We start from the raw sequence: 18,613 nt of genomic DNA on the forward strand, positions 1-18,613 counted from the left end.
CCGTTCGGCGAGCCGCCAACACCACCGCCAATATCTCCAATCACAGGGAACAACACATGACGGGCAAGACGATGCTGGACCGGGAACTGGATGGCCATCTGGTCGTGTCGATGGAGCAGGCGGTCGCGGCACCCTATTGCGGCCTGCTGCTGGCCGATGCCGGAGCAAGAGTAATCAAGGTGGAGCGCCCGGAAGGCGATTTCGCACGCATCTACGATCACAGTGCCGACGGCGAGAGCGTCTGGTTCGCCTGGCTCAATCGCGGCAAGGAATCGATTGCGATCGATCTCAACCAGCCGGAAGATGTGGCTTTGCTCCGCCGACTGCTCAAAAAGGCCGATGTGTTCGTGCACAATCTGGCACCCGGCTCGCTCGAACGGCGCGGTTTCGGCGGCGAGGCTTTGCGGTCGTCGAACACTGGTCTCGTCACATGCCAGATCACCGGCTACGGCGACCACGGACCGGCACAAAAGCTGAAAGCCTATGACACGCTGGTCCAGGCCGAAAGCGGCATCTGCTCGGTCACGGGGACTGAAGAACAACCTTCAAGAGCCGGTGTTTCTCTGTGCGATATCGCAACCGGCCTCACTGCATTTTCCGCAATCTTGCGCGCGCTTATTCAGCGCGGAAAAACCGGCACGGGCCTCGATCTGTCCATCTCCATGTTCGACGTCATGGCGGACTGGATGAACATGCCATTGCTTGTCCATAGATACTGTGGCCGAACGCCGGGCCGTACCGGGCTGACCCATCCGGTGATTGCGCCCTACGGCCCGTATGCGACCGGCGACGACAACCAGATCATGATCGCCATACAAAACAACCGCGAATGGCAAAACTTCTGCGAGACGGTGCTCGGCCACGCCGAACTCGGCACCGACCCAAGATTTGCCGACAACACAAGCCGTGTCGAAAACCGCACGGCCATGGACGAGGAAATCAACGCCGTTTTCTCAAAAAAAAGCAGGGATGAACTGATGGCGATATTACGCCAACATCATATCGCCTGTTCAAGGCTCTCTAGCGTCGAGGACCTCTCAAACCATGAATTTCTGCGCCAGACGGACATTCGATTTGGCAGTGCTGAGCTGATGGCTGCCGACCTGCCGGTGCTGACAGCGGGGCCGCGTAATTCCGTCGTGCCCAAGTTAGATGCGCACGGCTCGGCCATCCGTCGCGAATTTGCAAATAGATAGTGGGAAATATTCAACAGGTGAACCATGAAATATGAAGTCGGCAATGAAGATATCCGCGAGGGTGTTCACCGCCTGTGTTCGGAATTTCCCGGAACCTATTGGCGCAAATGCGATCGGGAACAGGCCTACCCGACCGAATTCGTCGACGCTCTGACCGGTTCGGGATATCTGGCCGCCCTTATACCGGAAGAATATGGCGGCTCCGGCCTCACCATTTCAGCGGCTGCGGCCATTCTGGAAGAAATCCACCGCACAGGCGGCAACGCCGCAGCCTGCCATGCGCAGATGTATACGATGGGTACGATCCTGCGGCACGGCTCCGACGAGCAGAAACAGAAATACCTGCCCGCCATTGCTTCAGGCGAGTTGCGCCTGCAGGCCTTCGGCGTGACCGAACCGACCAGCGGCACGGATACAGGTTCCCTGCGCACCACCGCAAAGCGCGAGGGCAACACATATTTTGTCAACGGGCAGAAAATCTGGACTTCGCGCGCCGAACATTCCGACCTGATGGTGCTCTTGTGCCGCACGACGCCGCTCGATCAGGTCACCAAGAAAACCGAAGGCCTCTCGGTCTTCCTCGTCGACATGCGCGAGGTACGCGACAAGTCGCTGACAATCCGCCCGATCCGCACCATGATGAACCACTCAACCACCGAGATCTTTTTCGACAACATGCCGGTACCCGCCGAAAATCTCATCGGAGAGGAAGGCAAGGGTTTCCGCTACATCCTGTCGGGCATGAATGCCGAACGCATCCTCATCTCCGCCGAGTGCATAGGTGATGCAAAATGGTTCATTGAAACGGCCTCGAACTATGCCAGGGAGCGGGTCGTATTCGACCGGCCCATCGCACAAAACCAGGGCATCCAGTTTCCAATTGCCAAGGCCTATGCGCAAATGCGCGCCGCCGAATTGATGTTGCGAGAGGCAATCCGGCTCTACGAGGCGGGCGAAAACCCGGGCCAGGAGGCGAACCTCGCCAAGATGCTGTCAGCGGATGCATCCTGGGCGGCAGCGGAAATGTGCCTGCAGACCCACGGTGGCTTCGGTTTTGCGGAAGAATACGATGTCGAACGGAAGTTCCGTGAGACGCGGCTCTACCAGGTGGCGCCGATATCGACAAACCTGATCCTGAGCTATCTTTCCGAGCACGTTCTGGATCTGCCGCGCTCGTTTTGAAAAGAGGCAAAAATGTCGGATCACGCCTCCATCTCCGCTGAAATCGCCGAATTCGCCACCGCAATGCCGACAGGCAAAATTCCGGCGAGCGCCGGCCATATCATGCGCCTGTCGCTGCTCGACTGGGCTTCGGTTGCGATTGCCGGCGGAAACGAGCCGGTTTCCCGCAAGGTCCAGGCACTTGTCGAAAGTGAAGGCGGCAACGCTGAAGCGACAATTGTCGGATCGAATACCAGGGCGCCTGCCCGCGGCGCGGCCCTTGCCAATGGTGCGACGTCGCATGCACTCGATTATGACGACACCCATTTCATCCATATCGGACACACAAGTGTCGTCGTCGTGTCGGCTGCACTGGCCGTAGCGCAGAAACTCGGCGCAAGCGGCTCAGATTTTCTTGACGCATCGCTCATTGGGGTGGAAACGGCCTGCCGGATTGGCGACTGGCTGGGCCGGTCGCATTATCAGGCAGGATTTCACCAAACTGCAACGTCCGGCGCTTTCGGCGCTGCGATGGCATGCGCCCGCCTGCTCGGACTGGACCGGGAAAAAGCACAGCATGCACTCGGCATCGTCTCGACCCGCGCTTCCGGTCTGAAATCGCAGTTCGGAACCATGGGAAAACCTTACAATGCTGGCATAGCGGCCTCCAACGGCGTGGAAGCGGCGCTCCTTGCAGCGGCGGGATTTGTCTCACGCCCTGACGGGCTTGAGTGCCTGCAGGGCTTTGCCGATACGCATGCCGCAGAATACGGCGATCCCGCGAATGCGCTTGCCGGCCTCGGAGAGGCATTCACCTTCGAAAACGTGCAGCACAAATTCCACGCCTGCTGCCACGGGCTGCACGCATCGTTGGAGGCCCTGGAGGTAATTCGCAGGAACGGCCGGCCGGAACCGGACGCAATCGGGCGTGTGATGATCACAACCAACCCTCAATGGCTGAAAGTGTGCAACATTGCCGAGCCGGAGACCGGTCTTGAAGCCAAATTCAGCTATCGCCTGACGGCGGCAATGGCACTTCACGGCATCAATACGGGCGCACTGACGACCTATACGGATGAAATTTGCCGGGATCCCGCACTCACTGCCCTGCGAGACAAGGTTCGTGTCGAAACCGATGAAAATCTCGCCGATACGGCAAGCCGTGTCACTGTGAACCTGCAATCCGGCGCCACACTGAACGGCGAATACGACCTCGAACAACCACTGCCCGCGCCTATCCGGGAAGCAAAAGTCCGCAAAAAATCGGCCACGCTTATCGGCGAGGAAAAGAGCGAAGCTGTCTGGCAAACCATCGAAGCGCTCCACGCTTCCAGGTTGAGTACCTTTACCAGATTTTTGACGACGGCCTGATTTGCGTACAGTTGAGGATCGACCCGCCGCTATGCTGAACGGCGGGCCGGATGTTTGTTCTCAGTTCGGCAGGCTCGTATCGATGCCCTGAACCAGGAAGTTCATACCCTTGACGGCACCATCATCGAGTTTGCTACCGGCAGCCACCGCTTCCTTGCCTTTGTTGTCGGTGATCGGACCCTGGAAGGGATGGAAACCGCCGCTGCGGATTTCGTCCTGCTTTGCAAGAATGGCGGACTTCTGCTCTTCTGACAGGTCCTTGCTGAGGCCCGCCACACTGACGGAGTTTTCGCCAATGCCGGCAAATGTGTCATTGCCGACAAACTTGCCGTCCATGGCTTCCTGAACCTTGGCAATCATGATCGGCCCGAAGTCAACCTGGATGGCTGCGAGGTGGCGGGTCGGAGCAAATGCGCTGTTGTCGCTGAGCGTCACCGTCGTATACACGCCAAGCTCTTCGGATGCGGCAACGGCCGACGGGGTTCCCGGAAAGAGCGAGAACACAACATCTGCGCCCTGGGAAACCAGCGATTCTGCCGACGCCTTGTTCTTGGCAGGATCGAACCAGGAATTCATCCAGATGACCTTCACATCGTTGAGGTTCGGATTAACGCTCTGCGCGCCAAGAACATAGGCATTCATGATGCCGACCACCTCGGGCAGCGGAAAGGCGGCTATGACGCCAAGCGTATTGGACTTGGTTGCATAACCCGCGGCCATGCCGGCCAGATAGGCACCCTCATAGTGGCGCACGGCATAGGTGGCGAAATTGTCGGCCTGCTGATACCCGCCGGCATGGACAACGGCCAGATCCGGATATTGCTTGGCCAGCTTCAAACCGTCATTCATGTGGCCGAACGACCCCAGAAAGATCATGTCGACACCCTGGGATGCCATTTTGTTCATCACCCGGGTGGAATCAGGCCCCTCCCCGACGCTGTCGATCGCCTGAATGCTCACCTTGTCGCCAAAGTGCTCAGCGACCGCCTGTCGGCCGCGGTCGAGCTCATGGTCCCAGCCGACATCACCAATGGGATTGGGCACAATGAAACCGATCTTGAAAGCGTCATCGGCAATAGCGGCCGACAAAGCGCCCATTGACAGCATGGCAGCCGTCAAAATGACCTTCAGCGGTGTTTTCATAGTATCTCCTCCGTTTTATATTTTGCCGGCTCAGGCGCTGGGCCGGTAGTTTTCGCCCAGTGAAACCGGCGCATTCAGCCGGATGCGAACTGTGTCTTTGGAAACCGCCGCCAGAACCAGGATCGTCAGCGCGTAGGGCATGCTGGACATGATCTGCGACGGGATATCGATGCCGAGCGACTGCACAGCAAGTTCGGCAAGCAGCGCCGCGCCAAAAAAATAGGCCCCGAACATCACGCGCAATGGCTTCCACGTGCCGAAGACCACGAGCGCCACAGCGATCCAGCCACGGCCGGCGATCATGCCCTGCGACCACACGGGCGTCAGCACGGTCGAGGCATAGGCGCCGGCAAGGCCGGCCATGCAGCCACCGAAGACGATGGCCCAGAACCGCGTCCTTAAAACCGAAAATCCTAGATTGTGCGCAGCTTCGGGATTTTCACCAACCACCCTCAGGATCAGCCCAAGCCGTGTCTTCGTGAACATCCACGCAAGAACAAGACCGATCGCAATGGTCAGATAGACAACCGGATCATGCGTAAACAGAATCGGACCGACCACAGGCAGATCGGAAAGGACAGGTAAGTTGATGTCCCGCAGTGGAATCAGGGTCTCGCTTTCGAACGAGCGAGCAAGCAGCGCAGAAAGGCCGAGACCAAGAATGCCGACGGCAAGTCCTGCCGCTACCTGATTGGCAAGGAAGACCAGCACCAGAACTGCAAAGATCACGGAAAGCGCCGCTGCCGAGACCGCGCCAATCAAAAATCCCAGGCTGTGCGAACCCGTTGTGTAAACCACCATGAAGGCAATCGCAGCCGAAATCGCCATCATCCCCTCAACACTAAGATTAAGGACACCGGTCCTTTCAACGACCAATTCGCCCATAGCTGCAAGAAGCAGCGGCGTGGCAGTGGCAAATGCGCCGGCAAAGACAAAAACGAAGGTATCCATCAAGCAGCCCCTCCGCTCTTGACGGCAGCCTTGCCTCGGATTTCATAGTGAATGAGAAGCGATGCCGCCAGGTAAAAGACCAGGATGAAACCCTGGAACACGATGGGCGCCGATGACGGGATATCGGCCAGCAGCAGCGCGCTGTCACTGCCAACATAGATGACCGCCATGAAGAGCCCCGCAAAGACGATGCCGATGGGATTGAGACCGCCGAGGAAGGCAACGATGATCCCGGCAAAACCGTATCCCGGCGACAGGATCGGCTGCAATTTGCCGATCGGACCGGCTATCTCGCCAACGCCCACCAGACCTGCAGCCGCGCCTCCGACCAAAAGCGAAATCCAGATAGCCCGCTTCTGGGAAAATCCGGCATAGCGCGCCGCCGCCGGTGCAATGCCGCCCACCAGTAGCCGGAATCCGGAAAAACTGCGCGACACGTAGAGCCAGGCGGCAAATGACGCAGCGATAGTGATTGCAAGTGACAGATTGGCGCGAATATCAGCTCCGCCGAACAGCGTCGGATAGAGCGCAGCATCGGGAAAAGGCACGGATTGCGGGAAATTGTACCCCCGCGGGTCACGCAACGGACCGGTCACCAGATAATAGAGGATCTGGAAGGCGATCTGATTGAGCATAAGAGTGACGATGATTTCGCTGGCATTGTAGCGCGTCCTGAAGAACGCGGCGATGGAGGCCCACGCCATGCCTGCAACAACGCCCATCAAGATCATCGCCGGCAGCATCAGCACCGAGGTGCTCTGCGGCCACGTGATTGGTATCAGGCTGGCGCTGATCGCCCCGATAATCAGTTGGCCTTCCGCGCCGATATTCCACACCTTGGCACGAAAACCGATCGCCAGTCCCTGCGCAATCAGGATCAGCGGGCTTGCCTTGACCAGGATTTCGCTGATCGAATAGGCCGAGCTGAACGGATCGACGAAGAAAGCGTAGAGAGCAAGGCCCGGTGACGCGCCCAGTGCTGTAAACAGCACGATGCTGCACAGGATTGTCAGAACGATCGTCATAGCCGGGACCAGGATGACTGCCTGTCTCGAAGCATGTTCACGCGGAACAATCCGCCAGGGAATCAGATCACCCATGATTGATCCACCCCGCTTTTGCCTACGGCGTCGAAATCACCAATCATCATGCGGCCGATCTCTTCAGGATGCGTTGCACGGGTCGGCACCGGATCGGACATCCGACCGTCATACATGACAATCAGCCGGTCTGAGATCTCGAACAACTCTTCAAGTTCCTCGGAGATCACCAGAATGGCCGCGCCCGTCTCGCGCAGGTCCACGAGCCGCTGCCGGATCATGGCAGCGGCGCCCACATCGATGCCCCATGTCGGCTGCGACACGATCAGTAATTTCGGCTCGAGCATCATCTCGCGGCCGATTATAAACTTCTGCAGATTGCCCCCCGAAAGGCTGGCGGCTGCCGCATTGCGGCCCGAGCAGCGCACGTCCATATCGGTAATACATTTATCGGTGAATTGGTCCCGTTGTGGCCTTCGCACAAAGCCACGCCGTACCATGCCAAGCCGGTGCGCCGTCAAAAGTCCGTTGTTTTTCAATTCCAGTCCGGGCGCCGCACCACGGCCGAGGCGTTCTTCCGGCACGAACGAAAGCCCCAGACGGCGACGTTTTTCCGCATTCATATGGGCAACAGGCTGTCCCATCATCTGAATGGCTTCGCGGAATTGCGGCGGCAATATCTCTTCCCCGGAAAAAAGCCGGGCCATGGTTTGTTGACCATTGCCCGACACACCGGCAACACCGAGGATTTCGCCGGATTTTACAGAAAACGAAATATTGTGCAGATCGACTGAATGAGGATCAGGGTCGGCGTAGGAAAGCCCCGAGACGACGAGACGGTCCTCCCCATCCCCATTGGCTTCAGCATGCGTCGCATGCGGTATCTCACGACCAATCATAAGCCGCGCCAGTTCCGACGCATCGGTGGTGCGCGGGTCGATGCGGCCAGTCACCTGGCCGAGACGCAATATGGTCGCAGAGCTGCAAAGGGCTTTGATTTCGTCCATCTTGTGGCTGATGTACAAAATCGCAACACCGCTTTCGGCGAGCTTTCTCAGAGTTGCAAATAGCTGCTCCACATTGGGTGGCGGCAGAACGGAGGTCGGCTCGTCAAGAATTAAAAGACGTGGCTCCTGCAGCAGACAGCGGATGATTTCGACCCGCTGTCGCTCGCCGACAGAAAGGTTGTGAACCAGCGCGCCCGGATTGACAGGCAGCCCGAACTCATCGCTCTTTTGCCGGATCCGATCTGCAAGTTCCTCAAGTGACCCGGGCACAGTCAGCGAAATGTTCTCCACCACCGACACCGTCTCGAACAGGGAGAAATGCTGAAACACCATGCCGATACCGAGCGTTCGGGCGCTCGCGGGATTTTCGATCCGTACTTCCTCGCCACACCAGTGGATCCGTCCCTCGTCAGGATGGGCGACACCGAAGATGATCTTCATCAGCGTCGACTTGCCGGCGCCGTTTTCCCCGAGGATCGCGTGGATTTCGCCCGGCTGGATAGTCAGGTCGATGCCGTCATTGGCGACCACCGAAGGATACCGCTTGGTGATGCCGGAGAGCTGCAATAGTGGCGTGGCCATCTCGCTCATGGGGTTCTCGATTGCGACAGGCGCAGGGTATGATGTGTTGTGCTTCATCATTTTATGCAGTTGATCCCTGGCATAGCGACAAAACCCGGAAGGGCCGTAAACCGCCTGACCCATCGCTGGATGGCCGGAAATGGCTGCAGACTGATGCCACCGTCGCCGCAAAGCGCCGTGTAAGGAAAGCAGGCTATGTCAGCGATGGTCGGACAGTCGCCGGCAATCCAGTCGTCGCCATCGAATTCGCGGTCGGTCAGATGATCCTCCAGCACCCGGAACAGTGTATTGGCGCCCGAACGCGCTGCATCGACATCAAGTTCGTAACCGAGCATGTCGTGCAATCGTGCTGCCGATGCGGTGGATGTGATCTGATCCGCGAAGGAAAGCCACATCGCAACTTCTCCGACACGCAAGGCGTTATTTGCCGGCCACCAGCTCCGTTCGGAATCGTATTTGTTGGCCAGATAGAGCAGTATCGCCTGTGCATCGCGGATCACGAGATCGCCATCGCGAAGAACTGGAAGTTGCCCAAGCGGGTTGATTGTTAAAAACTCCTCGTTCTTGTGCTGTTTTCCTGGGTAGAAATCGACGGGCTCAGTTTGGTAATCCAGCTTTAAAAAGGCTGCCAAGAGCCTGATTTTATAACAATTTCCGGAAAGAACGTAATCGTATAGCTTCATCGTGATCTGCCTTTCTAACCGACTGCTTCTTCAGCCAGCACGCCAAAGCTCTGGCCGTTTTCCTTCAGCCAGCGGCGATAGGCGATGGATGAAGCATCTGCCCGGGTCGGCAGTTCCCGCCGGGGATCCAGCGGAAGCAGAGCGGGCACCTGGTTTTCAAGGATCATCCGGTCCTGAAGGAAGATCGTTTGCTGGAAGTGCAAGAGACCGGTGTCTGTGTTTTCCTCATCGAAGACAAGCACAAAGGAATGCACGTCGCACAGATCCTCATCGCGCGGCTGGATGAAAAGGCCGACTAGATCCCATGCGCCCTCGCGGATCGGGCAGGTCTTGTAAAGGATCGTTGAGAATGGATGCGGGACGCGATACTTATAATGCGTCATCTGACCGCCCTCCGCGGTCGCTGCAGCCTTGGGCTGGTAGAACCTGCATTTGGTCGCCCAGACTTCGTTGACGTCCGCGCGCATCTCCACACAGTACTGTTCCACCTCCGCATGATCTTCCTCGCCGAGGATGCCGGTGTGGACGAAGGGGAAATGGGCCATATCGAGAAAGTTCTCGACTGCCCGCAGACCCGAGCAGCGCACCGTCACACAACCGGCCGTCACCAGCCGCCGCCCGTCTTCATCGAATTCCGGCATGTCGTAGAGCGGCTTTGGTTCGTCGCTGAACGTTGTCCACACGTGGCCGTATCGTTCCTGAACGGCAAGCGGCGCATGATCCTCTACCCGTTCGACAGTCACTTCGCCGCTGCTTCGGTGGGCAACGATGTCGATCCCCAGAAGGCGCGTTTTGCGGGTCCCGCCCTCAGGCACATCTTCGAGCCTGCCAATCGCGTACCAGTGCGACCATGTGAATGGATCCATTGCCATTCGTTCTCTTCCTTGTTTGCCAGTTGTTCAGGCGACCGATTCAGGCGGCCGCAGATGAGGTTTCCGCCTCGGCCATGCGGCGCAGGGATATTGCCCAATTGCTGATTAGCTTGAGGTTTTCGCCCAGCTCGCCGGTGGCACCGGTCAATAGGGCGGAAACATGCAGCATGACCTTGCAGGTAGCGACCGGTTGCACAGCACACAAAAGCGCATCGCAGGTTCGCACATCATCGGGCCGGATCAGGTAGACACCGTCGCCGAGCGTTTGCAGCTCACAGGTTAAGGGTCCTGCCGCACCGTTACCCGCGGGGAGAGTGAGTTGGAAATCCACCTGGGTAAAGAGACCGGCAACGGTGTCAAAAGGTGCATCGATCGCGATCGAGCGGCAACCGGTCCAGTCGCCCGGAATTGCCGGCTCGGGATCGTCTGTTCCCTTAACGGCAGCCCAGATCATGTCGGCCTGCTCGACGCATTCGAAGATTTGCGTCTTGATTGTCTTCGGGGGTGTGAGGCCGGGATGTGCGGGGATCGCCGCACACGAGCCATCGCCGTCATAGGACCAGCCATGATAGATGCATGAAAGCCGGTTCTCGCGAACAAAACCATAAGAAAGACGCATACCTCGATGCGGGCAGCGGTTTTCCCAAACACGCGCTTTGCCGTCTGCACCTCTCCAAAGGGCGAGATCATAGGCACCAACCGTGATACCGGACGCGGATTCCGGCGCAATACCGCTACTCAGACCGATGGCGACCCATCGGTCCAAAGCTCCTCCCTGTGCCATGGGGCACGCTCCCTCAAATGTTTTTATTTGTTTGTTTCAAAAGAACTAGCAAATTTAAGTGGTTCAAAATAGACTTATGGATAAGACGCTTTGTTCAAAATCTTGGACACTACATGCAATATCCATACGAACTCAAAGATATCCACTGCTTCGTCCAGGTTGCCCGGGCCGGGAGCCTGACGAGAGCTGCTGCGGCGACGAATATTCCAAAGGCTACACTCAGCCACAACCTCAGACGGCTGGAGGACGCGCTCAATGTCGAATTGTTTGTGCGCGGCTCGAAAGGGCTGACGCTGACGGATGCCGGTGTTGCCTATCTGGAGTCCTGTTCGAGAATTTTCGACACCTGCGAATCCGCTGCCAGCGCCGCCCAGCGTGCGCATTCTGCCATCAGCGGCAAAGTCAAGATTGCAGCCAGCGCGGAGTTTGGCACCAGCATCATCGGCGCGGCGGCCTATTACATATCGGAAGCCTATCCGCAGATTGATTTCGATCTTCACATGTATCCAAGTGACGCGCTGATCGTCGAGGACGCCGATTTCGACTGCGTCATCTATGTGGGCACGCCGCCCGATTCAAACCTGATGTGCCGCAAGCTGGGCACGGTTTCCTACGGGCTTTACGCCACGCCCGGCACCTATGAAAAATACGGCAGACCGGACACGGTTGAAGCCATCCGCGAGCTTCCAGGTGTGCTCTACACCCGCCACGGCATAGCGGAAGACTGGTGTTTGTCCAACGGCAAACAGGACATTGTGGTGGACTTCTATCCGCGCTTCAGCGTCCACGACTATTGGATGGCAAAATATTTTGCCGTCGCCGGCAACACTATTGCCTATCTGCCGGATTTTTTCGTCCACTACGAAGTGGAACTTGGCGCGCTTGTTCCGGTGTTGCCGGACTGGCGGTCTGAAGAGACCAGCGTTTATGCGCTTTATCCGTCATACCGGCATCGCAACATGCGGGTGATGGTCGTCGTCGACATACTGTGCAACCAGTTCAACAATTTCATCACGCACCCGGGTTACTCGCTTATCAGCCCGGACAAGTAACCTGCTATTGATGCTGAACAGGAGAAATTCGGAATCCGTTCATTGGCGTGTTCAACGGAACACTCGGCCGGACATCGATACGATCGACAATTGTCTCCTTCGGACCAAGCCAGCAGGCAACCTCGAACATATCGATCAACTCGGGCGGGCCTGAGAGCACGATCTCTATCTGATTTTCAGCGACAAAGGAAAAGCGCCCCGAAAGGTTCAGTCGGGACGCGTAAAGCCCGGCGAATTCAGGAAAGTCGCCTTTTTGTAGCTGTCCGTGAATGGCCAGAACGGTCGCATGGGTGGTCAAGGCATCACCCGTGTCACAGATCAAGCACAAGGCGTTTGCCCTTGCAGCGCGAGACGCATGGGGTGATCACCTTGCCGGAAGCATGTTCACCGGCATTGAAATAGAGATCGCGATGGTCCGGCTCGCCTTCTATGACATTTGTGACGCACGTTCCGCAAACGCCCTGCTCACACGAGGTCAGCACTTCAAGCCCCGCCTCCTCCATCGCTTCGATGATCGTCTGGTCGCTTCCGACCACCAGCGTCGTTCCGGACTTCTCCAGCACAACTTCGAACGCGTCGCCGTCGAGCTGCAGTGCATCCGGGTCCGCGGAAAAGTACTCAAGATGCACCCGGCTCTCCGGCCATCCGCTGTTTGCCGCCGTTTCTCGCACGAGATCCATGAAAGGTCCCGGCCCGCACAGGTAAAGATGCCCACCGCCCTGCCCGTTGTTGAGAATGTCCGCAAGAACGGTGTTCAGTTTCGGCGGCACCAGTCCGGGATGGATGGTTGCGGCAGGACTGGCCAGCAGCTTTTGAGCAAAGGGCGCGTGATCGATGCTGCGGGCAAAAAGATGCAGATGATGATCCCGCCCTTCGGCCTCCAGCCGCTGCGTCATGGCAAAGAGAGGCGTAATTCCGATACCGCCGGCCAGAAGGATGTGCGGCCCCTCGCCACCGGCCAGTGGAAAATGATTGCGTGGCGGGCTTATGGTTACACTTTGCCCCTGAGCAAGGGCGTGCATGGCGGAAGACCCGCCGCGCGACTCCGGTTCCCGCTTAACTCCGATGAAATAGCGCCCGGTGTCCTCGGGTCCATTCCACAGCGAATACTGCCTCGTCAGCCCTTCGCTGATCTGAATATCGATGTGAGCGCCTGGCTCTGCAGGTGGAAGCGCGATGCCGTTGTTGGAACGCAACTCAAAACAGCGGATTTCCTCCGTTTCGTCCCAGATCTTCTCAATCCTGACCGTCAGCGTCATGATCAACCTCCAGTATTTCCTGCAATCCTGTCTGATGCCGGCATAGCCAGTGGCATCATCCCGGCCATCGGTTCAAACTTCTCGATCCTCTGGAACCGTTCCATCCACCGCTGAATGGCCGGATACGGAAGCTGCGGTATGCCGCCCTCCTCCGACAACGCCACATAGGGAAAGCACGCGATATCAGCAATAGTCGGATGATCGGAGCCGCACAGCCAGTCGGCACCGTCCCGCTCGCGAAACCACAAATGCTCGTCAAGAATACGTAATAGACGCTCCGCACCGTTGCGCGCCTTGTCTATATCGACATCCATGAACATGGCGTCGTGCAACCGGGCTGCCGAACATGTGGCGGTCAACCCGTCGGCAAATGCAAGCCAGCTGTGTATCGGACCAAGCAGATTTGGCTGTTTCAGCGGATACCATTTACCGCTTTTGTCGTAATTCCCCGCCAGATGAACAAGGATCGCCTGGGCATCGCGAATGGTCACACCCTCATCTTCGATGACAGGTATCTGACCCAGCGGATTGACCTCGAGAAATGCTTCGCCGCGATGTTCGAAGCCCGGATAAAAATCCACACACACCGTCTCGTATTCGAGTTCAAGCCAGCGCAGGAGCAGCCGGACCTTGTAGCAGTTTCCCGAAAGGGCGTAGTCATAAAGCCGGATCATGTTGTCCCTCCAGCTTCCAATCGTCGTCGTAACCTTGAAAGCTGTGCGTTGCACCGCCGCGCAGTTTCGATTTCGCTCTCTTTGCCCCGCGCCATTGCATAGCCGAACACCGTACAGGCATTCTCGTCCGCGGGCGTGATGAACAACTGCCCGTCGGATGCGTCTTGAAGTCCGGCCCGTGCTGCATCGGCATCGACATTGATCGGCAGTGGTCTGAGGAGAACGGCACCGTTCCCAGCCTGCACATTGTCCGGAGTACAGTTGCCGCCGTTCTTCGTGACCCAGACCAGCCCGCCTGCAACGGCACTGGACATGACATTCACCGATATGTCGGATCGCGCTTCATGGTTCAGCGCGGGAATTTCGATAACAGTGCCATCTTTTCCATAACGCCAGCCGTGATAGATGCATTGAATACTGTCGCCCAGATTGCGTCCGGCGCTGAGGCGCACGCTGCGATGCGGGCAGTGGTCTTCCCAAACCCTGATGACATCGTCGTCGCCTCGCCAAACGACCAACTCCTTGCCAAAAAAACCGGCACGCGCAAGGCTTGCCGGAAGAACCTCGCGCTCCAGGGCAACCGGCCACATGGTGGTTTTTTTCACCAGGTTCATGATGCGCCTCCGTGAAGCGCGCCGTAGCGCACATCCTTCGAAAGCAGCCAGTCGCGATAGGCCATCGATGCGGAATCGACAGGCACTGACGCCTCCAATCCGTTGCCAAGCGGCAGTTTCTTCGGATTGTGGCGCTCCAGCACATAATTGTCCTGCACCGAAATCCACTGCTGATCGGAGCGCAGCTGTCGCATCTCCATCCAGTCTTCCCGCACCCATGAAAACATCTTGTGGGCAATGAAATGTTCCTCGGTCACGGGCTGGGCAAAGATGCCTAGATAATCGTAACGCTGCACCTCGCCAGGTACGCACGGCCGGTGGATAAAGAGGATTACCGAATAGGGGTCCGAAATGCGGTAGGTGTATTCCGCGACAGAGTTGGTGATCGGCAGCCAGGCCTGATGGGAACACGACCACAGCGTTCCGTCCGCATCCACTTCGTTGACATAGGGCGGCAGGTCGAGATGCTCCTCATCACCCAGGATGCCGGGATGGACAAAAGGAAAATGAGCATTGTCAATGACGTTATCGACGATGCGCAGCCCGGAGCATTTCAGCGGTGTCGACCAGATGTTCATCGCCAGCCGGTCCACCTCGTAGTACTCGATCAGCGATTGCGGCAACCGGTCCGGCTCGCCCAGCGTCGTCCAGATGTAGCCCAGCCTCTCACAGACAGGCAGCGGCCGGCCTCCGCAGGCCACTGAAATCCAGGTCCTGTGAATTTCCAGATCGATTTCATTGTCCAGAAGCCAGGTCCGCAACATGTTACGCCGCCTTATTTCCTGCGGTACGCCAAGCGGATACCAGGCGTTCCAGACGGCCTTATCCTCATTCGCTTTCATGACTATCTGCTTTCGACGATATCCGTCAGCAGGGCATGCTCGAACGCCTCTTTTCCGTTTGAGGCGGCATTGGCGAGTTCGCGAAGCCATTTGCGGTACTGGTTCGACACCTTATCCGTCGGCAGCGACACCTCCTCAAGGGAGAGCCCGCCAGGCTGGGTTTCGATGACCGGCTGGTCTTCCGCCAGTACAATCTTCTGGAAGTTTAACGGTTCTTCGTCTGGAAGCTCGGCATCGGTGTGGGCGATAATCATGAAATTACGGCACCTGTCATGCGAAACCGGGCTCGATGTCGTCCAAAGCAGGAACGGCTTGCCGGTCTTGTAGAGCCGGATATCAAGATTGATCGAAAACGGCATTGCGGCGCGGTAAGTCCAGCTACCCAACGGGCTTTCCGGCGGCAGTGTATCAAGCATGTCCTTGCCTGGTTCCATGAAGAATTGCATTTCGCCGCCGACCCGGTCGATCGGGACGATTGCCGGCTCCGAATAGGCCGGATCGTAGAGCGTTCCGGGATGCACGTATGCAAAATGGGAAAAGTCTGTGAAGTTCTCCCAGCGCCGCTCGGAAGACGAATCCCAGTCATAGGGCTGAGCAACGATCACCCGTTCGAACTCCGGATTGTCCCAGGCGCTGCAATAGGGAACCTCCGTCAGGTCCCATGAACTATCGAGACGCACCCAGACAATGTCGTACTTCACCCGGCAATCATAACCAGGCGTCATCGCCTTTTTCGGGATCGGGTCGTTCGGGCAGGCCGGGATAAGTTCACACTTGCCGCTCGCGCCATACTCCCAGCCATGATATGGGCACTGAATACGCGACCCGATGATTTTTCCGGCTGACAGCTTGGCAAAACGGTGCGCGCAGCGGTCTCGCATGGCAACGACTTCGCCATCAAGCCTGGCAATAACCAATGGCTCGTCCAGTAAAACAGCTCCGATGGGGCCAACGCCGTCGGGGTTTGACTGTTTCAACTCGTCCAGCGTGCAGACCGGATGCCAGAAATGCCGAAGATAACTCTGATCTTCGACCAGCGGCCTGTGTATGTTCATTATTGTCCTCCCGAGCCGCCCTCATCAGCGCGGCCTTTCCTGATGGTCGAGTATCCAGAATTCGACGCGTTTGTGATTGTTTTATCGGGAGGGTATCGCTTCGCATTCGTCCAAGATAGAGAGACTAATTGGACCTCATGTTCAATATCTTGAACACTAGACTGTTTAGACGAACAGCAGTTTGCGCATATTTTCCGGAATATCCGAGACGGGCTTTTCCGGCATCAGTTCACGCATGGAAAACGGCTCATCAATGGTCCGGATGATGAGGTCCGCGTCTGAAAAATCATTGTCCCAGGTATAAATGCTCGGCGTAACGACCGTCGGCAAAGACAACGCCTTTGACGCGCGCAAACCGTTTTCGGAATCTTCGAAGACCAGGCAGTCGGCAGCGGGCAGATCCAGGTCTTCCAGCACTTTTTGAAAAACCTCCGGATCCGGCTTCTTGTTTTGCACATCCTCACCGGAGCGGATCGAGCGGAACCAGCGCAACACATCGGCGCCCATGGTCGCGGCAAACAGGCTTACAATATTTGCACGGCTGGTGGTGGTTGCGATTGCAAGCTCCAATCCCTCGTCTTTCGCATAGCGGATGAGCCGCTCGACACCGGGACGAAGTTGCAGCGCGCCCGGCACCATAAAGCCGTTGTAGATTTCCGTTTTTCGCGCGTGAAGGGCCGGCGCATCGATATTTGCCGTCGTGGTCTCCTCCGCATAGGAGCGGATTCTTTCCTTGCCGCCGGTAACCCGCAACAATCTGGCGTAGAGATCCCGGCTCCAGACCCAGTCAATTCCCGCCTCTTCGAAAGCCTTGTTGAACGCCAGGCGGTGCAGGTCTTCGGTTTCGGCCAATGTGCCGTCAACATCAAATATCAGGGCACGGGCCGTCACTTAATCCGTCTCCCTGAGGGTCTGGATCGCCCGGGACAACCACGCAAGACTGTCGATCACCTGGTCGGCTCCCAAATTCTCAACCGGTTGGGTCGTATATCCGCCACGAACGGCAATTGAAGCCATTGGGACGGCTTTTGCAGCATTGATGTCGGCCGGGCTGTCGCCGACCAGCAATGCATCCTGCGCGCTCACTCCAAACTCCGCCAGCGCCTGCAACAGCATATCGGGTGCGGGCTTGCGCGCCGGTCCCGTATCGCCGCCAATCACCGAACCGACGAATTCGGCAAGACCGAAATGTTCAAGGATGCGTCGGGAAAGGCTCTCCGGCTTGTTGGTGACAACCGCAATGCGGACCCCGGACTGATCCAATGCTGCAATGGCTTCATATGCGCCGGTCATCAGCGTCGTGTTGTCTGTCAGGTGCTCGCGGTAAATCCCCATCATCCGGTCGGTGGTGAAGGTGAGCCTGTCGCCCTCAAGCTCGACAGAATGAGCAGCGAACGCGCGCTGCACGAGCTTCTTGACCCCATTGCCGATCATCGGCCGCACGTCGTCGACATCGAGCCGGCCAAGTCCGTTGAATTCAAGCAGCCGGTTCACGGATGCGGTCAGGTCGGGCACGGAGTCGACCAGCGTGCCATCAAGGTCAAAAAGGACCGCTTGCGGCCACAAAGGGGATTTGGCTACTGGCACGCCGGAAGGCGCGCGACCAGGTTTCGTCAACATGGTTCGCTCCTTGTGATTGTCAGGCTGCGTTTCTGATTGCCCCGTCAGAGGCGTTGCGGATCGCCTGGATGTTTTCCCTGTAGTTCTCTTCAGAACCGCCCTTGAAAACGGCGGAACCGGCGACGAGTACATTGGCGCCGGTGGCAGAGACCAGCGGCGCTGTTTGCGGTGTAACGCCACCGTCGATTTCGATATCGATCGGCCGGTCTCCGACAAGAGCTTTGACCCGTGCCACCTTCTCGACGACCGACGGTATAAAGGCCTGTCCGCCAAAGCCCGGATTGACCGTCATCAACAGGACAAGGTCGAGCCGGTCGAGGACATATTCGATGACACTTTCCGGTGTCGATGGATTGAGCGAGACCCCTGCTTTCTTGCCGAGATCACGGATTGCCTGCAGCGAACGATCGAGATGTCTGGTCGCTTCCGCATGAACGGTGATGATGTCACAGCCGGCATCCGCAAAGGCAGCAAGATAGGGATCGCACGGTTCGATCATCAGATGGCAGTCAAACACTTTGTCGGTACGATCGCGCACCGCTTTTATGACCGGCGGCCCAAAGGTGATGTTGGGCACGAAATGCCCGTCCATCACATCGAGATGGATCCAGTCCGCACCGGCGCGCACCACGGCCTCGATTTCATCGCCAAGGCGGGAGAAATCGGCGGAAAGTACAGATGGCGCGATGATCGTACCAGTGGTCATA

Annotated in this window: 20 protein-coding genes; 4 read left to right on the forward strand and 16 right to left on the reverse strand. The window is 57.6% G+C overall.

Annotation, left to right across the window (positions count from 1 at the left end; all coding sequences use genetic code 11):
- Window positions 1-56 precede the first annotated feature (56 nt).
- From ABVT35_RS14430 to ABVT35_RS14440, 3 genes are read left to right on the forward strand one after another with little or no spacing between them, the layout of a single operon-like run.
- Window positions 57-1,196, forward strand: coding sequence for a CaiB/BaiF CoA transferase family protein (locus ABVT35_RS14430; RefSeq protein ID WP_368467287.1), 1,140 nt, complete (start codon window positions 57-59; stop codon window positions 1,194-1,196).
- A 24-nt stretch (window positions 1,197-1,220) separates the two neighbouring features.
- Window positions 1,221-2,378: an acyl-CoA dehydrogenase family protein gene (locus tag ABVT35_RS14435; protein ID WP_368467288.1), complete on the forward strand. Its 1,158-nt coding sequence runs from the start codon at window positions 1,221-1,223 to the stop codon at window positions 2,376-2,378.
- A 12-nt stretch (window positions 2,379-2,390) separates the two neighbouring features.
- Window positions 2,391-3,728, forward strand: a complete 1,338-nt coding sequence (locus tag ABVT35_RS14440; protein ID WP_368467289.1) for an MmgE/PrpD family protein — start codon at window positions 2,391-2,393, stop codon at window positions 3,726-3,728.
- Between the two features lie 60 nt (window positions 3,729-3,788).
- On the opposite strand, the gene ABVT35_RS14445 is transcribed toward ABVT35_RS14440, so the two are convergent.
- The 7 genes from ABVT35_RS14445 to ABVT35_RS14475 are packed head-to-tail and all read right to left on the reverse strand — an operon-like array spanning window position 3,789 to window position 10,790.
- On the reverse strand, window positions 3,789-4,871 hold the full coding sequence (locus ABVT35_RS14445; protein ID WP_368467290.1) for a BMP family ABC transporter substrate-binding protein: 1,083 nt from the start codon (window positions 4,869-4,871) through the stop codon (window positions 3,789-3,791).
- A 30-nt stretch (window positions 4,872-4,901) separates the two neighbouring features.
- Window positions 4,902-5,822, reverse strand: a complete 921-nt coding sequence (locus tag ABVT35_RS14450; RefSeq protein ID WP_368467291.1) for an ABC transporter permease — start codon at window positions 5,820-5,822, stop codon at window positions 4,902-4,904.
- A complete protein-coding gene (locus tag ABVT35_RS14455; RefSeq protein ID WP_368467292.1) occupies window positions 5,822-6,922 on the reverse strand; it encodes an ABC transporter permease in 1,101 nt (366 codons plus the stop codon). Before ABVT35_RS14455 ends, ABVT35_RS14450 begins: the two co-directional genes overlap by 1 nt.
- The gene (locus ABVT35_RS14460; protein ID WP_368467882.1) at window positions 6,910-8,451 is read right to left on the reverse strand and encodes an ABC transporter ATP-binding protein; all 1,542 of its coding nucleotides are present in this window, start codon (window positions 8,449-8,451) and stop codon (window positions 6,910-6,912) included. Before ABVT35_RS14460 ends, ABVT35_RS14455 begins: the two co-directional genes overlap by 13 nt.
- Window positions 8,452-8,507: 56 nt before the next feature.
- Complete coding sequence (locus tag ABVT35_RS14465; protein ID WP_368467293.1) at window positions 8,508-9,134, reverse strand: glutathione S-transferase family protein; 627 nt, start codon at window positions 9,132-9,134, stop codon at window positions 8,508-8,510.
- A 14-nt stretch (window positions 9,135-9,148) separates the two neighbouring features.
- A complete protein-coding gene (locus ABVT35_RS14470) occupies window positions 9,149-10,006 on the reverse strand; it encodes an aromatic ring-hydroxylating dioxygenase subunit alpha (protein WP_368467294.1) in 858 nt (285 codons plus the stop codon).
- A 40-nt stretch (window positions 10,007-10,046) separates the two neighbouring features.
- Entirely contained in the window at window positions 10,047-10,790 is a 744-nt protein-coding gene (locus ABVT35_RS14475) for a Rieske 2Fe-2S domain-containing protein (protein WP_368467295.1), read from the reverse strand.
- A gap of 113 nt (window positions 10,791-10,903) precedes the next feature.
- Between ABVT35_RS14475 and ABVT35_RS14480 the strand changes: the two genes are divergently transcribed.
- Window positions 10,904-11,842: a LysR family transcriptional regulator gene (locus tag ABVT35_RS14480; protein WP_368467296.1), complete on the forward strand. Its 939-nt coding sequence runs from the start codon at window positions 10,904-10,906 to the stop codon at window positions 11,840-11,842.
- Between the two features lie 4 nt (window positions 11,843-11,846).
- Here the strand turns inward: ABVT35_RS14480 and ABVT35_RS14485 are convergent, their stop codons facing one another.
- From ABVT35_RS14485 to rpe, 9 genes are all read right to left on the reverse strand, one after another.
- Window positions 11,847-12,140: an acylphosphatase gene (locus ABVT35_RS14485; RefSeq protein ID WP_368467297.1), complete on the reverse strand. Its 294-nt coding sequence runs from the start codon at window positions 12,138-12,140 to the stop codon at window positions 11,847-11,849.
- Between the two features lie 13 nt (window positions 12,141-12,153).
- Window positions 12,154-13,101 (reverse strand): 2Fe-2S iron-sulfur cluster-binding protein, encoded by a 948-nt coding sequence (locus ABVT35_RS14490; protein WP_368467298.1) that lies wholly within the window; start codon window positions 13,099-13,101, stop codon window positions 12,154-12,156.
- Window positions 13,102-13,103: 2 nt separating this feature from the next.
- Window positions 13,104-13,775, reverse strand: a complete 672-nt coding sequence (locus tag ABVT35_RS14495) for a glutathione S-transferase N-terminal domain-containing protein (protein ID WP_368467299.1) — start codon at window positions 13,773-13,775, stop codon at window positions 13,104-13,106.
- A complete protein-coding gene (locus ABVT35_RS14500) occupies window positions 13,772-14,389 on the reverse strand; it encodes a Rieske 2Fe-2S domain-containing protein (RefSeq protein ID WP_368467300.1) in 618 nt (205 codons plus the stop codon). Before ABVT35_RS14500 ends, ABVT35_RS14495 begins: the two co-directional genes overlap by 4 nt.
- Entirely contained in the window at window positions 14,386-15,231 is an 846-nt protein-coding gene (locus tag ABVT35_RS14505) for a hypothetical protein (RefSeq protein WP_368467301.1), read from the reverse strand. The genes ABVT35_RS14500 and ABVT35_RS14505 overlap by 4 nt, the downstream gene beginning before the upstream one ends.
- Before the next feature lie 2 nt (window positions 15,232-15,233).
- Window positions 15,234-16,286: a Rieske 2Fe-2S domain-containing protein gene (locus tag ABVT35_RS14510; RefSeq protein WP_368467302.1), complete on the reverse strand. Its 1,053-nt coding sequence runs from the start codon at window positions 16,284-16,286 to the stop codon at window positions 15,234-15,236.
- Window positions 16,287-16,451: 165 nt separating this feature from the next.
- Window positions 16,452-17,177: an HAD-IA family hydrolase gene (locus ABVT35_RS14515; RefSeq protein WP_368467303.1), complete on the reverse strand. Its 726-nt coding sequence runs from the start codon at window positions 17,175-17,177 to the stop codon at window positions 16,452-16,454.
- Entirely contained in the window at window positions 17,178-17,906 is a 729-nt protein-coding gene (gph, locus tag ABVT35_RS14520) for a phosphoglycolate phosphatase (RefSeq protein WP_368467304.1), read from the reverse strand.
- Window positions 17,907-17,925: 19 nt separating this feature from the next.
- The gene (gene rpe / locus ABVT35_RS14525; RefSeq protein ID WP_368467305.1) at window positions 17,926-18,612 is read right to left on the reverse strand and encodes a ribulose-phosphate 3-epimerase; all 687 of its coding nucleotides are present in this window, start codon (window positions 18,610-18,612) and stop codon (window positions 17,926-17,928) included.
- Window position 18,613 lies beyond the last annotated feature (1 nt).

It is taken from the genome of Hoeflea sp. TYP-13, from assembly GCF_040932035.1.
In the GTDB taxonomy this organism is placed as follows: domain Bacteria; phylum Pseudomonadota; class Alphaproteobacteria; order Rhizobiales; family Rhizobiaceae; genus Hoeflea_A.

What these genes read in the sequence shown, in the direction of transcription:
- ABVT35_RS14430 (WP_368467287.1), top strand. Translation starts at nt 57, where the DNA reads ATGACGGGCAAGACGATGCTGGACCGGGAACTGGATGGCCATCTGGTC.
- ABVT35_RS14435 (WP_368467288.1), top strand. Translation starts at nt 1,221, where the DNA reads ATGAAATATGAAGTCGGCAATGAAGATATCCGCGAGGGTGTTCACCGC.
- ABVT35_RS14440 (WP_368467289.1), top strand. Translation starts at nt 2,391, where the DNA reads ATGTCGGATCACGCCTCCATCTCCGCTGAAATCGCCGAATTCGCCACC.
- ABVT35_RS14445 (WP_368467290.1), bottom strand. Translation starts at nt 4,871, where the DNA reads ATGAAAACACCGCTGAAGGTCATTTTGACGGCTGCCATGCTGTCAATG.
- ABVT35_RS14450 (WP_368467291.1), bottom strand. Translation starts at nt 5,822, where the DNA reads ATGGATACCTTCGTTTTTGTCTTTGCCGGCGCATTTGCCACTGCCACG.
- ABVT35_RS14455 (WP_368467292.1), bottom strand. Translation starts at nt 6,922, where the DNA reads ATGGGTGATCTGATTCCCTGGCGGATTGTTCCGCGTGAACATGCTTCG.
- ABVT35_RS14460 (WP_368467882.1), bottom strand. Translation starts at nt 8,451, where the DNA reads ATGGCCACGCCACTATTGCAGCTCTCCGGCATCACCAAGCGGTATCCT.
- ABVT35_RS14465 (WP_368467293.1), bottom strand. Translation starts at nt 9,134, where the DNA reads ATGAAGCTATACGATTACGTTCTTTCCGGAAATTGTTATAAAATCAGG.
- ABVT35_RS14470 (WP_368467294.1), bottom strand. Translation starts at nt 10,006, where the DNA reads ATGGCAATGGATCCATTCACATGGTCGCACTGGTACGCGATTGGCAGG.
- ABVT35_RS14475 (WP_368467295.1), bottom strand. Translation starts at nt 10,790, where the DNA reads ATGGCACAGGGAGGAGCTTTGGACCGATGGGTCGCCATCGGTCTGAGT.
- ABVT35_RS14480 (WP_368467296.1), top strand. Translation starts at nt 10,904, where the DNA reads ATGCAATATCCATACGAACTCAAAGATATCCACTGCTTCGTCCAGGTT.
- ABVT35_RS14490 (WP_368467298.1), bottom strand. Translation starts at nt 13,101, where the DNA reads ATGACGCTGACGGTCAGGATTGAGAAGATCTGGGACGAAACGGAGGAA.
- ABVT35_RS14495 (WP_368467299.1), bottom strand. Translation starts at nt 13,775, where the DNA reads ATGATCCGGCTTTATGACTACGCCCTTTCGGGAAACTGCTACAAGGTC.
- ABVT35_RS14500 (WP_368467300.1), bottom strand. Translation starts at nt 14,389, where the DNA reads ATGAACCTGGTGAAAAAAACCACCATGTGGCCGGTTGCCCTGGAGCGC.
- ABVT35_RS14505 (WP_368467301.1), bottom strand. Translation starts at nt 15,231, where the DNA reads ATGAAAGCGAATGAGGATAAGGCCGTCTGGAACGCCTGGTATCCGCTT.
- ABVT35_RS14510 (WP_368467302.1), bottom strand. Translation starts at nt 16,286, where the DNA reads ATGAACATACACAGGCCGCTGGTCGAAGATCAGAGTTATCTTCGGCAT.
- gph (WP_368467304.1), bottom strand. Translation starts at nt 17,906, where the DNA reads ATGTTGACGAAACCTGGTCGCGCGCCTTCCGGCGTGCCAGTAGCCAAA.
- rpe (WP_368467305.1), bottom strand. Translation starts at nt 18,612, where the DNA reads ATGACCACTGGTACGATCATCGCGCCATCTGTACTTTCCGCCGATTTC.